This is a genomic window from Candidatus Obscuribacterales bacterium (assembly GCA_019744775.1).
GTDB lineage: Bacteria > Cyanobacteriota > Vampirovibrionia > Obscuribacterales > Obscuribacteraceae > SBAT01.
The window spans coordinates 41984-55338 of the sequence record JAIETZ010000002.1 but is presented as its reverse complement, the minus strand read 5'-3'; the positions used below and the strand labels follow the sequence as shown (position 1 = coordinate 55338).

General features: G+C 46.7%; 14 protein-coding genes. 7 read left to right on the top strand and 7 right to left on the bottom strand.

Going from position 1 to position 13355, the window contains the following annotated elements:
* Positions 1–49: 49 nt before the first annotated feature.
* The 4 genes from K2Y22_03830 to K2Y22_03815 all read right to left on the bottom strand — a co-directional run bounded on the left by K2Y22_03830 (position 50) and on the right by K2Y22_03815 (position 2716).
* Positions 50–286 (bottom strand): BrnA antitoxin family protein, encoded by a 237-nt coding sequence (locus tag K2Y22_03830; protein MBX9877565.1) that lies wholly within the window; start codon positions 284–286, stop codon positions 50–52.
* Positions 276–536 carry a BrnT family toxin gene (locus K2Y22_03825; protein ID MBX9877564.1) on the bottom strand — a complete coding sequence of 87 codons (261 nt, stop codon included), beginning with the start codon at positions 534–536 and terminating at the stop codon, positions 276–278. Before K2Y22_03825 ends, K2Y22_03830 begins: the two co-directional genes overlap by 11 nt.
* Positions 537–603: 67 nt before the next feature.
* Entirely contained in the window at positions 604–990 is a 387-nt protein-coding gene (locus K2Y22_03820) for a WG repeat-containing protein (protein ID MBX9877563.1), read from the bottom strand.
* Complete coding sequence (locus K2Y22_03815) at positions 974–2716, bottom strand: hypothetical protein (protein MBX9877562.1); 1743 nt, start codon at positions 2714–2716, stop codon at positions 974–976. The genes K2Y22_03820 and K2Y22_03815 overlap by 17 nt, the downstream gene beginning before the upstream one ends.
* Before the next feature lie 206 nt (positions 2717–2922).
* Here K2Y22_03815 and K2Y22_03810 point away from each other — a divergent pair, with 206 nt between their 5' ends.
* Positions 2923–4242, top strand: coding sequence for a hypothetical protein (locus K2Y22_03810; protein ID MBX9877561.1), 1320 nt, complete (start codon positions 2923–2925; stop codon positions 4240–4242).
* A gap of 24 nt (positions 4243–4266) precedes the next feature.
* Here the strand turns inward: K2Y22_03810 and K2Y22_03805 are convergent, their stop codons facing one another.
* Positions 4267–4851, bottom strand: coding sequence for a TetR/AcrR family transcriptional regulator (locus K2Y22_03805; protein MBX9877560.1), 585 nt, complete (start codon positions 4849–4851; stop codon positions 4267–4269).
* A 93-nt stretch (positions 4852–4944) separates the two neighbouring features.
* On the opposite strand from K2Y22_03805, the gene K2Y22_03800 reads away from it, so the two are divergent.
* A complete protein-coding gene (locus K2Y22_03800; GenBank protein ID MBX9877559.1) occupies positions 4945–5409 on the top strand; it encodes a cupin domain-containing protein in 465 nt (154 codons plus the stop codon).
* Positions 5410–5531: 122 nt separating this feature from the next.
* On the opposite strand, the gene K2Y22_03795 is transcribed toward K2Y22_03800, so the two are convergent.
* Positions 5532–6503, bottom strand: a complete 972-nt coding sequence (locus K2Y22_03795) for an SRPBCC family protein (GenBank protein ID MBX9877558.1) — start codon at positions 6501–6503, stop codon at positions 5532–5534.
* A 163-nt stretch (positions 6504–6666) separates the two neighbouring features.
* On the opposite strand from K2Y22_03795, the gene K2Y22_03790 reads away from it, so the two are divergent.
* Positions 6667–7629: a hypothetical protein gene (locus K2Y22_03790; protein MBX9877557.1), complete on the top strand. Its 963-nt coding sequence runs from the start codon at positions 6667–6669 to the stop codon at positions 7627–7629.
* Positions 7630–7782: 153 nt separating this feature from the next.
* Positions 7783–8307: a GNAT family N-acetyltransferase gene (locus K2Y22_03785; GenBank protein ID MBX9877556.1), complete on the top strand. Its 525-nt coding sequence runs from the start codon at positions 7783–7785 to the stop codon at positions 8305–8307.
* Positions 8308–8311: 4 nt separating this feature from the next.
* Here K2Y22_03785 and K2Y22_03780 read toward each other — a convergent pair whose 3' ends face one another.
* A complete protein-coding gene (locus K2Y22_03780; protein ID MBX9877555.1) occupies positions 8312–9667 on the bottom strand; it encodes a sugar porter family MFS transporter in 1356 nt (451 codons plus the stop codon).
* Positions 9668–9769: 102 nt separating this feature from the next.
* Between K2Y22_03780 and K2Y22_03775 the strand changes: the two genes are divergently transcribed.
* The 3 genes from K2Y22_03775 to K2Y22_03765 all read left to right on the top strand — a co-directional run bounded on the left by K2Y22_03775 (position 9770) and on the right by K2Y22_03765 (position 13265).
* Positions 9770–10402, top strand: a complete 633-nt coding sequence (locus tag K2Y22_03775; GenBank protein ID MBX9877554.1) for a hypothetical protein — start codon at positions 9770–9772, stop codon at positions 10400–10402.
* Positions 10403–10479: 77 nt separating this feature from the next.
* Positions 10480–11001, top strand: a complete 522-nt coding sequence (locus K2Y22_03770) for a tetratricopeptide repeat protein (protein ID MBX9877553.1) — start codon at positions 10480–10482, stop codon at positions 10999–11001.
* A gap of 17 nt (positions 11002–11018) precedes the next feature.
* Positions 11019–13265: a hypothetical protein gene (locus tag K2Y22_03765; protein MBX9877552.1), complete on the top strand. Its 2247-nt coding sequence runs from the start codon at positions 11019–11021 to the stop codon at positions 13263–13265.
* Positions 13266–13355: the final 90 nt, after the last annotated feature.

Below are 13355 nucleotides of genomic sequence, written 5' to 3'. Positions count from 1 at the left end.
TACCTTGGGTATAGGACAAGGATGGCTAGCTAACTTTGATTTTCATGGATCATGTGTTGCCTGTGTGCAATTGATCGAGCCGTTCGGCAATCCACATTTTGATTACTGATTGTCGCGTGACGCCAAGTCGGTTAGCTTGCAAATCCAATGCATTAACGACCCATACCGGAAAATCAACGTTGACTCGTTGTTGCTCATGTCCAGGACGTCGTGCTTTTGACTTGTCCAGATAAGCAGAAATATCTTCGCCGCTATCAAATTTTTTATCGAGGTCTTTAGCTTTCATAGAGTTCTTTCTCTTCTTTTCTTGATCGTCTTACGGATATGAGTCTTATTTTTTGAAGTCTAAATGAGAAGAATGCCGACCAATGTTTATTATCAATTTTCCCAATCATTAGATGTCTTGGTTCGTCATCACTTCGAGCTGGTAATTCAAATCTATCGGGATCATCCCAGATCTGCTGGGCTCCAACAAAATCGATTCCATGCTTTTCTTTGTTGGATTGACTCTTTGCGGGATCAAATTCGAAGTCCACGCATATATTATACCTTGGTTATCCTTAAAGGGATAGAAAAGATATAAATACAGGACAATTTCGAGAATTATGGACCATTTCCAGACTTGCGTGCTTTTTCTTGGTAGGGACCATATCCTGGCAAAACCAGAGCCTGTCCTAAATGGAAAGGTTGAGCTTCGCTGAATTGAGGCTGAATTATGAAATTGCCTTGCTTATCGATATAACCCCAGAGACCAAAGGTTTTTGCCGGCGCCAATCCTTCAGAAAAGGACATTGCATTATCGAATTTGCAGGGAATTACTTGTTGCCCTTTCTTGTCCACATATCCGAATCGATGTGGTGGATATTCATCTCTGACAGGTTTTAATCCATCGGAATAACTAGATGCTAACAGTGTTTGAAAATTTCGACCGCGAAGTTTTTGAGGTTTGGATTGGGAAAGTACATGCCCAGTCTTATCTATACCATTCATCCGAACCAATCGCCGGCCTTTGGAATTCAATGCATCTTTCAAATAGTGATATGTTCTTTGTCACGCGGAAGAAGTATTCAGGTACCCACCAGGCTGTGATGCTGATGAGAATTGCAATTGGCAATATCATTAATACAGACAATTTGGCATAGAGTTGAAGTGTGGACACCACTTTGTAATCGCCCGTCAATAAGTTATCGGCGCGTGCGAGAATTTCTGCCTTGTCTTTGGCGGACACTGCATCTGTTGTTACTTTGCGTTCTATTGTTTTAAGCCAATGGTCGTACCAGTCGCGAGCCATGTGGTTTTGCCTTTGGATGGATATGTTTTTCAATGCCAAAAGCGAAGGCATTAATGAGTCATCAAAATAACCATAGGTATTGATGTAATTGGATAAGGCGAATTTGTATTTTGTCTCCGCATCAGCAGTATTGCCACGTCTAAGTGCGACATTGCCTATTGCAAGATACATATTGCCAAGCCATGGATTGCAATTGCCCGGGAAAATTGATTCGGCCCTTATTGCCGTCTTTAAAAGTTCGTATGCTTCTAAAAGTTTGCCGCGTGATTCATTGGCTTTGGCTGATTGTTGATACCAACCGGGCACTTGTCGAAGAAATACGGCAGGTAAAAAAAGAAGCACGAAGCCTATACCGAAATATGTATCTGTTATTGCTGCTGCAAGGAAGGCACAAAGGAAGTTCTGTTTGCGTAGCCAAACGAGAGTTGTAGATTGAAAAAGGATCAGTTTCAGATCATTAGTAAGTAAAACATTGAGACTGGCAGTGTGGCGTTCCAAATTTTCCAGTACACTGAAATCACCATGAGGTACGCCGACTATTCGCATTATTAGTCCGGAGTCACCAAAGCTTGGGTCGACTCCTACTAGAGACAGACCAAGTAGAGTCATTAATAACGCATCTGTACAGCAGCGTCCAAAACTTCCCCAGCGCACGATGTAGCGAAGAATCAGCGATTTACCCAAGACAATTACGGGAAGAATCAAAAACCACGTGGTCATCAGTCCCTGCACCCAATTGTGTAATTGTCTACTTTCTGCAGCGAAATATGCTTCGTGCAGCCAGAAGTTGACTAAGAATGGCAGCGCAGCCAACGTGCAGTCGCGAAGCAATAATGCGTAGTTGGTTTTCAGCCCCTCTTTTGATCTGTAGTGTTTTATCAATAGCTCCAAAAGACCTACAAAAAGAATGCACATCTTCCAGAATCGTCTTGAGTAAATAAGCACCCCGCAACTGCCGGCCATGAGAGCCGCGGTGAACCCAACAGATAAGGTACTCAGCAATGGTTTGAGATTGATCTTGAAAAGATCTGCCGCTGCTGCACTTAAAACAATGCATGTTGGCAGAGTGAGGCATGTTCTTACGACTTCGTGCAATACCATTGCGTTGATACTGCAGGTAATCCAAAATCTATAGGTGATGGCATTCATAAGAAGCGATGCTATGAATGCTTTGCGCCCCGGTACTTGAGCGAATGATCTAATAAGGACAGTTTGTAGTGCTGTTGTCGTTAGACACAAAATCGCGCCATTTACTATAGACGAATTGTCCAAAGGCAGCGACGCGATAAACACAGGCAATAGAGCTAAATTGGCAAATACAATTACCTTGCCAATGCGAATGCTTCTGGTTGGACAGCCAATGATGCGAATGATAGCTATCCAAGCAAATGAAAAGAGTAGAGCTAAGGAGGGGTAGAGAATCAAAGATGCGCCTCGCTAGGCAACTATGATGTAGTTGCTATAGACGTAATTGCTTGCCTAAATATCTTTATGCCCAATTAGCTGACAGCCAGTCCCTATGCCGCTTTCAATTTCTCTAAGGCAAGCGAGACTGAGCCAATTGTCAAGTTGTTTTATAATTTAAGGCGCTGAAAGCAGGGCAGTAACCGGATTCGCGGTGTGGGAGGCTTATGAGTTTTCGTCGTTTCTTTTGTTGTTTATTGTTGGTCGGGCTTTTGCTATCCAACAATTTGCCGTTTGCCTTAGCTGCAGTGTCAGCTGAGAAAGGCGCGGCCAACAAAAATGCGCCAGTACCGACTGTCGTAAGCAAACCAGTCCGTCCGAGTTTTGTCGAAAAGTATTTGTTTGCCGGCAACTTGGCTGAAGGTGAAAAGGCAATCGATGCTGAATTGAAGCGCAGACCAAAAGATGATCAATTGCGATTTGGTTTGGCAGTCACGCAATTCTTGTTGGCAGTTGAGCATTTAACACAAAGCTTTTACAAGTACGGCATGCGTGACAATCTTGGTGGTGGCATGAATGTGCCATTTCTTCGCTTGCCGGTTGGCGGTAATCCTAATCCGGAAACTTTTGCCTATACAAATGCCCGCAGCATATTTGAAATGTTCATAGGCAAATTGGAGAAAGCCAATGCAACGCTTGAAGGCATTAAAGATCCCAAAGTGAAACTGCCTCTGCATTTTGGTTTAATTCGTTTTGATGTAAATGGCAATGGCAAGTGTGAGCAAGATGAAGTGTTGTGGAAGCTCTTTGCTGATTTGACGCACAACTACGAAATGCAATTGCAGAAGGCCGAGCAATTTACGATTACTTTTGATCGTGGCGATGTGCACTGGTTGCAGGGCTATTGTCATTTGCTTTCGTCGTTCTGCCAAATTTATCTGGCTTACAACACCAAAGAAATGTTTGAATGCACTGCTCATGTTTTCTTTCAGAAGGTTGATACTCCCTATACATTTCTAAATACCGGCAAGCATATCCATGCTTTGCGCGGCAGTGATCTGGATGTTGTTGATCTCGTCGCTATCATTCATTTGATTCGCTGGGATATTGCTGAGCCTGAGAGAATGGCTTCTGCGCTGCACCATCTTGAAGGAATGGTTGGACAGAGCAAGGCAATGTGGACGAGCATCATGGCCGAAACCGATGACGACCATGAATGGATACCGAATCCATTGCAAACTGGTGTTATTCCAAATGTGCATGTGACCAATGAAATGGTCACTGCTTGGTTGGATTTGATGGACAAATCGGATCAAGTATTGAAGGGCAAACTGCTATTAGCCTTCTGGCGTGGTGGCGATGGCCGTGGCGTCAACTTGCGCAGGGTGTTTCTTGAGCCGACAAAGTTAGATTTGGTCTTGTGGGTGCAAGGACCAGCTGCCGCTCCATATCTGGAGAAAGGCGAGACGACCAAGATTGAAACCTGGCGCAATTTGCAGAATGCCTTTGGTCATTCATTCCCAGGTTTTGCTGTCTGGTTTAACTAACTGATCGACTAGTTAATCAACCAACTAGCGCAAAACTACTTTTATATATGACTGGGCAATGCCCTGCAATTCTTTCTTGCTTGCTCCCGAGCGAGATCTAATGGAAATGCCGTGAAGAGTAGTCGTCATCAGTCTGCCGGCTGAGCTTGGGTCTAGGTTGGCGCTTAACTCGTCGGCATGTTTTTCAAGAACGCGCGTGAACAATGCATCTGCTGATTTGATCGAGTCAGCAAGTTTTGCCTGTATCACTTCCGACTCACAACATTCTTCGCTTAGGAGGCAGGCAATCATGCATCCAGGCGGGTTATCGTCGTTGACTATTACTGACAGCATTGAATTGAAAAATGTCGGTAGACCCTTTTGCAAATTCTCAGCGACGAGCAATTTCTTCATTGGGCCGGATAAGTGTTTTTCTTTATAACGATCAATCGCTGCTAGAAATAGCCTCTCTTTGTCGCCGAACGCGGCGTAGAGGCTTGGCCTATTAATATCCATTGCTTCCGTAAGGTCATCCAGTGAAGTTCCGCGATAGCCCAGGCGCCAGAAAACCAGCATTGCCTCATCCAGCGCGCTGTCAGTATCAAACTGTCTTGGTCTACCCTTACTCATTTTTAACCGATCAGTACAGAATTAATTGACATTTTACCAGATTGCGATCTATTCTGTACTGTATGGTACAGAAATGAATAAGGAGATTGAGCCATGACAGTTTTACAAGATGCAGACGTCAAAACCCTTGCTGGGGTTAACTTTACGGCAATTGATGTGGGTCCGCTAGCCGAGCTGGACTCTTATAAGCTCGAAGTGCCGGCAGTTAACAGAAAAGTCCGCGGCAAACTATTTATCAAAGAATTGCTTGGGCTGACAGGCATGCAGATATCTATGAACAAGCTACCTGCTAATGCTGCCGTGCCTTTCTACCATCAGCACAAAGAAAATGAAGAGTCGTATGTCTTTATTAAAGGCAAAGGACAGATGCAAATTGATGGACAAATATTTGATGTGCAGGAAGGCTCCATAGTGCGCATTTCCACGGGTGGGAGCAGAACCCTGCGTAACAATTCCAACGACGATCTCTACTTCCTTTGCATTCAGGCGAAGGAAAACTCACTGAATATCGATACATTTGAAGACGGCATTAAGTCCGACAAAGAAGTCGCCTGGTAGTTTTGCGGTCCTCCATCGGTTTTGAACCCAGTGCATTCTGTGCACAATTCAGGTGGAGGATTTCATTAATGAGCAAAGGATATCAAGGACACCGTGAAAGCTATGAGGAAAAAGAGTAAAGGCTATTTTTTATTGAGCTTTTCCATCAAGGCTGATAGTCCCTGCTGGTAGAAGCCCTTGATGCCACCGCTCACTGCTTGAGCTGTCTGCTCATCGAGATCGCTTAAATCCATCTCGGCTGTCCATGTGATGCGACTGCCTTTGCCGTGAGGTTCGACTCGCAATGTGGAAATCGGTTGTACAGGCAAGCCTCCAGCCATTTTATAGGTGTAATATCGTTCGCCTGTTTTGCGGTCTTCGCCCTGTCCGATCAATTCCTCGGTAAATGTTGGGGCGCCACCGTCTGCGACTAGCGAACGAATCTTGCCGTCTTCCGAAAGACTTCCTGACTGAATTCCTGGGTGCCACGGTAAGGCATCGAAGGTGCCTATCTGCTTCCAGACTTGTTTTGGTTTCATCGCAACATCGCAGGATACAGTTTCATGTTCAGGTTTTACGAGGTCGCGTTGCGCATCATTGGCGTCACATCCCATATCTCTGGAAAGAGTCTTGCGACTTTCTTCTAGGCTTTTAGTGAGTTTGCCGATGACTCTGTTTTCTTTGTCGATGGCGCCTTCGTTATATCTTTCTGCTGAAGTTAACTCATAAAGCTTATTGGTCTCCAATTCGAGAGACTGCAGACGATTGTTAACTTCGTTCAACTCTTTCGCTAGTTTAGGATCAGCTGCAACGACAGGAGATATTTGGCTTAAGTCATTGTGCATTGATTGCTCACGCGCAATCATGTCATTGACGCTTTTCGTTACGATAGTAGAATCCGGTGGAATTTCTTCGAAGCGACAGCGCGGAGTAATAGGCGGTGGATAGCATTCGACTCTACCGTTGTTCATTTGATAGTTGATATCGCTGTTGTCTTTGGACACAGCCATGACGTTTTCGCTTAATCGTTTGGATGCCGCGCATGCTGCTTCCTTTTGGTCGCCTGTCGGTTGAAGTGCGGATACCAGTTGATCGGAAAAACTTTCAGTAGCCATCTTTTATACCCCGCTAGCTAATGCCGTAATTTTCTTAAGCATTGGGCGCATTGTCTATCGTAGAAGCACCAATAAGGCGCTTAATCAAACACTACAACCGGTAATCATCGTGTATCTTTCGAGTATAATTCGGCAGTTGGAAACCATATTAAGAGTGAAAGCAATGCAAAAGAAGCCGCGCGGAAACAAGCCCAGAAGTGGGGGATCAGGTAAATCATTTGGAGGAGGCGGACGTGGACGCGGTCCCAAGTCCTTCGGTGGCAAGAGAACCGGCGGCTCCGGCAAGCCTTTCCGTTCACGTTCTGAGGGTGGTGAAGGCGGCTCCGGTAAGCCATTCCGCTCGCGCTCTGAGGGTGGTGAAGGCGGTGCAGGTAAAACCTTCCGCTCACGTTCTGGCGGTTCAGGCAAGCCATTCCGTTCACGTTCTGAAGGCGGAGACGGCGAAAGAAAATTCCGCTCACGTTCCGAAGGCGGTGACGGTGAAAGAAAGTTTCGTTCTCGCTCTGAAAGTGGTGGGAAGCCATTCCGCACGCGCTCTCAGGAAGGTGAGGGTGGTGCAGGAAGATACCGCTCGCGCTCTGAAGGTAGTGAAGGCGGCACAGGAAGACCATACCGCTCACGCTCTGAAAATGGTGAAGGCGCAAGACCATTTCGCCCGAGATCGGGAGACAAGCCGTTCGCCAATAAATTCCGCAGAGAAGATTCAGGTGACAAACCTTATCGCAATAGATTCCAGAGCGACTCCGAAGGTGATGCTCCAAGACGTCCGCGCGAGAATCGCGAAGGTCGTGAAGGTGGATTCAGCCGTGATAGAGAGCGCGGCAGTTTCAGAAGCGATCGTAGCTCCCGTCCAACTCAGGCTGAACGGAACAGAGACAATGTCAGCCTTTATTTAAGTCCTAAAATGATGGAACTTGCAGAAGAAATGGCCGGACAAATGCGCCTGCCGCTGCAAGAATACCTTGTGGGCATTCTTAAATATGCCATACTTGCTCAGGGCAAACGTCTCGGTAAAACCGACAAATACGTTGCTGAATTCACGAGCCAAAACAGAAAGAAAGTCGGCACCTGGAAAGCAGAGAAGCCTGAAGTAGAATCGGAAGAGGAAGAAGAATACGACGAGTAAGACTACGGTCTTAAGTCGATTTTGACTTCATTCTCGTCCGCCTGCTGCTAAGTACATTCCAACACTGCGAAGATGCTGGAAGTAGCAAATTGGTTCCCTTCCAAGACTAATTAGTGCTAATATCTTGTCGGTTTCCCAGAGTTGTATCTTGTAATGAGCCAAATAAAAATCGAGACAATCAAGAATGTCGATGACGCCGGGCGCGTAGCCCGCGTGCACTGGGTGACGCGCCAGAAAGCCTATGCTGACATACTTCCGAAAGAATACGTTGCTCAGAAGTCATTCAGTGATAGAGAGCGGCAGTGGTACTCGAATATTGAGAAAGCCGGGCAAGGCGATGGCACAATATGGATCGCTCAGCTAAACGGTTTTGACGCAGGCTTTGCTGCTGCCGGCGCTACAAGAGACGAAGATCTCGACGAGAAGAAATCGGCAGAACTTTACTACATCTATGTGATGCCTGACTATTGGGGTTCAGGTGTAGGCAAGAAATTATTTGATAAGGCATGCGACGAAATGCGCAGTGCCAAATTTAATGAAATTACTGTCTGGGTATACGAGCCTAATGCGTTTGCCCGTAAATTCTACGAGCGTCAGGGCATGAAGTTGACCAAGGCGACCCGACCAATCCCGGAATTTGAAACGTACAAAGTTGTCCGCTATTCGATGCCGTTATAGTCGTTTAGTGATGAACAACTACTGACTTTTCTTCACTTAAACCAAGAGACTCTTGTAGTTTCTCGAGCGAGATTTGCTTTGTCTCTGGATAGAAGAACAATACTGCCACGAATTGCAAGAGCATCATCAATCCGAAAAACGCAAACGGAACAGCACCGGACGTCTTCGCCAAAACTGGAAATACACCGGAGATAATGGCATTCATTATCCAGTGTGCCGAGCAACCAAGACTTTGTCCTCGCGCTCTAACGCGCGTAGGAAATATTTCGCTCAGATAGACCCAGATGACAGCACCTTGCGAAATGGCGAAAAACGCAATGAATCCAACGAGGAACCACAGCAACATCGCTTGATGCTGATGGGTATAGAAGACAGCCGCAACACCAAACAAGCAAAATGCTGTTCCAATTGCTCCTGTTAATAGAAGCGGTTTACGACCGAAACGATCAATTACTGTCATTGCAGCAAGTGTGCAAATCAAATTTGTCAGTCCAATCGCCACTGCCTGCAGGTCGGACGACATCTTGCTGAATCCTGCTTGAGCAAAAATATCATTGAGGTAATAGAGAATGGCATTGATGCCTGACAGTTGATTGAAAATGCCAATTGAAAGCGCCAGCAAAATAGGCTTCATGTAACGTCGGTTGAACAGTGGTTCTTTCTCTGCAAGCTTGTCCATACCGAGCGAATTCTCAATTGATTGAAGCTCTTGCTCCGGATTTTCAATACCGGTTGAGTGAAGTACGGACAATGCTTCTGCTGTGTGATTCTTGCTGACCAGCCAACGAGGACTGCGAGGAATACCGAAGAGCATCGCTAAAAAGAATATAGCTAGAATACCGGAGACGCCCAATTGCCAGCGCCATTCATTTAAACCAAATTGTTGCAAGCCAATTATGTAGTTTGAGAAATACGCCAACAGTATCCCTACAACTATATTGACTTGGAATAGTCCGACCAGTCGACCACGCCATTTTGCCGGCGCAAGTTCTGCTATGTAAATTGGACCGAGTACGGAGGAAGCTCCGATAGCCAATCCGCCGATGAAACGAAATGCAATGAGCGTCCACCAATCGAATGCAAAAGCGCAACCAATTGCTGAAACCACATAGAGCAATGCTGTGATTCTCAGCGCATCACGCGCGCCAATTTTCTCACCGGGAATGCCGGCAAACATCGCGCTAATAACCGTACCCCAGAGAGCGCTCGATACCGTAAAACCAAGAGCCGCAGCGCCCAGTTGGAAAGTCTGTGACAGCGAATTTGTCGCACCGGCGATAACAGCTGTATCGAAGCCGAACAAGAGTCCACCCAGGGCACCGACAATTGAACTTCTTAAGAGGAAAAGTGATGTATTCATTCGCAAAAGGATATCAGCCGGGCTGAACCGGCAGATTAGATAACGCCAATATAGGGACGACAAATTGGTGATTTTCAGGCTGCCGGCGGGTAATTAAGAGGTATGCCTGACATAAATAATGAAGCAGGAAAAAAGAAAGCCTCTGCCCCCGAGCAGGACAACATTGCGTCATTTGTTCAACAGTTGCCGCAGTCAGAACAAGATCGTTTAAGCCATGGCGAAGTTGTTGTGGAAGTAAAAGAATCAGGCACTGAAAAAATAGTGTTGGGAAGAATTTTGCTTGACGAGCCTGTAGAAAAAATTTGGCCGATACTTGCGAATCCTTATGAATTTAAGAATGGAATTTATCCAAGAATGCACAAAGTGGACATTCTCGAAGACAGAAAAGATCATTCTCGAATGCGCTGCTCAATTGAACTCGGCAAACTTCTTCCGGATATAGTTGCAGTAGTCGACACCGATTATGTGCAAGGCAAACGCATCGACTTTCACAAAGTCGGAGGCACCCTGAAAGGCTTAACTGGCGGCTGGACCCTCACACCACAAGCCGACGGCAAAACCGAAGTCGCCTACTGGATGAACATCGATCCCGGATTTCTAGTGCCAGCTTGGATTGTCCGCCAAGGCATAAAAATGGAACTCCCAAACACCTTGAAAGCCGTCCGCCACCGTCTAGACGACCTCCACAAAAACGGCAAACCCGCCCCCAACTGCATTCTCGCCGCCGAAATCTAAGACCTTTACAGTCTAATTAGCGCAAAAGAATCCCTACCTATAATATGGGTATATTAAATTGGACACGGAGGTGTGCCATGGCTCGTCGTCCCTTTTTCCAGCTTCACTCAGCCAAGCTGATTCTTGGTTTGGTCCTGTGTCTGGTAATTTCACTCGACGGATATGCGTATAAAAATGGAGAGTTCCCTGGAATTGGTAGTCGAAGGACCTGGAGCCAAGCAAATGTTTCGTACGACCTTGGTAATAAGTACGCCGACCAACAAAAATACGATTTAGCGATTAGAAAATATGATGAGGCATTATCGCTTTATTCGCATGATCCAAGGTATTTTTTCAACGTGGGACTTTGTCTCGTAAAAAGGGACAAATCTGGCGACATTCAACGTGCGGCATCTGCATTTAGGAGCGCAACGCAATTGGATCCGGCCAATTGGAAGTATTGGAATGGCTTAGCTACTCCATTGTTCCAACTTGGAAAATACGGGGATGCTAGGGCTGCCCTGCTTAAGTCTCTCTCCGCAGGCGCACCACAAGATGTTGTACCTCTAATCAAGGTGAGTTTGAAAGAAATAGACGATGCGTCTAAGAAGTCTCGCTAGCAGTTATAGGTGGGTTGATGTCTAAAGACGGAACAGGAAAAGATAAGCCATTATCGTCCTTTGATGCTCTTAAACGAGATGGTGGATCGGAACCATCACAAAAGTCGGTGCATGATAAGTTGGTACGTGAGACCAGCGCCATTCCTGAGAAACCATCTTTTGAAACCAAACAGGAGAAGGCTGCGCAGAGAGATTCGAGTAGCAGCTCCTCAAGTGAGAAGTCGCAACAAAAAGAGAGTAGTTCGAGTGGCGACACCAAAGCTTCAAATCAAGCTCCCGAGAAAGCTGGCGATGCCGGCAAAACTCAAGCGCCGGAAAAGCCATCGAGACCGGTAGAGCAACAGACTCAGCAAAGTGAAAGTAAGACCAGAAGTTCAGAGTCGACAGGCAAGCAATCTGAGCATATCGGTGTGTCTCAACCAGAAAGCAAAGCCGGTAAGGATACATCTGCAGGCGGACAAAGCGGTGGCGGAGACAATCCAACTGGTCGAGGCGGAGCGCAAAAAGGTGGTGACGGGGAAGCCGCGCCAAGAGAAAAAGGTCCAGCGGTAACTGCTCCGGAATCCAGAGGTGATGCCGGTTCTGGACGAGGCGGAGATCCGAAAGGAAGTTCGGATGGTCCTAAAACTTCGGATGTTCGCGCAGCCGATCCCAAGTCCAGTGACGCGCAACCAAAGTCATCAGATGTGACACGTTCCCCCGAAGCACGCACTTCGGACGGAGCCAAAGCTCCTGAATCGGTAAGAGGAAGTGATACCACCCGCGATGGCGGCTCAAGGCAAGAAAGTCCAAAAGACGTGCCTTCCAGAGGCGAAGCAAAGTCATCAGATAGCGCCAAAGAACAACCTGCTGGACGCGCAGCAGATCAAATAGTCAAATCAGCCGACGTGGCTCAAGACCGCTCGCCACGCCAGATCGAGAAAGATCCAATTGCTGCTGGAAAGCCAACGGATGCTCAAGGCGGCAAGCAACTCGAGCAAAAGATAGACAAGGGTATTGACGCGATTTTGTTGGATAGCAAACAAGTCGGAGTCGGCGGTCGCGGCGACAAAATTGATCCCAAAGATGTTCGGGGCGATGTTCGCGGAGACGTTCGATCTGATGTCGGACACAAGGTTCCGGATGCTCGATTGGACGCCGGACAAAAAGTCCCAGAAGTCCGTGGTGATGCGGGTTCTCGCATGGGCGGCGGTGGCGGAGCCGAGTCGCGAATGGACGCAGGTCGCCGTCCAGGAGAAGGTCGTGAAGGCGAAAGACTTGGTATCATCGGCGGTGACAAGGGAGTGGCAGCTGGACGTCTTGATGTCCACATTTCGGGTGATGCCGTGAAGCTTCACTTGCCGGAAAAAGGCGGTCAAGAAATTGTCTTAACCGACAAAAATACTCAGCGAAGCATGAACGATGCGTTTGGATTGTTCGACAAAAATGAGTTCAAGCAAATTGCCACAAACTTCAAGCAGCACGTTGATCTTTGGACTGAGCTTACAAGCAAACAATTCAATGGTTTGAAGGAGACAATTTCCAATGTTCTGGATGCTCCAAAAGCGGCTGCTATGAAGGAATTGAGCGCGTGGGCTCAAGATCTCAGCAAGCGTCCTGAAGTTCAACCCGACGTCCGGCAAGAGCTTGGTCACGCAGTAAAAATGCAGTTGCTCGACAACTTAAAACGCAACGATGACATCGATCGAAGACATGCTGATTTGAAAGAAAGATGCGTCAATTTACTCGACGAATTCAAGCAAATTAAGACGGATTTGCTAGGACGCGCTGAAGAAGCGGTCAAGATTGCTCGCAGCTTTTTCACGGCGCCAATTGAGCGAACCCCAGTTGTGCACATAGCTCAAGACAGTCCATCAAAAAAATTGACCGAAGCAGAAATTGACGAGTTGCTAAATGTGAGACTTCGAGAGTTCACACCAGCCAAATCCAAAGATGAAGATTCGGATAAAAACAAGGGTGAGAGCGATAAAAAGGATGAGCAGAAGGCAGCTGTTCAGCAGGCAATGCAACAAGCTTCGCACACTGTGAAGAAGGGCGAAACCATAGCCATGATTGCCGCGAAATATTGTGGCTCAGAAGAGTGTGCCGTGCTCATTGCTGAAATGAATCGCGGCGTTATCACCGCTACTTATGAGAAGGGAAGTCTCGTTTTTCATGCTCCTGAAGGCGCAGTTTTGAATATCCCTTATGACCGGGACATTCGAGAATTCAAGGAAAGAGTGCTGGGTTTGGCTGGCAATATTCCAGACGGCAATCAGTTTTGAGCCGCTTTACGACTCTTTGGCGTAGCAACATTAAACTCAGAGCATATATTTATACTAATTTCGTTTAAACGCCTGCCTTTTAGGGTAAGA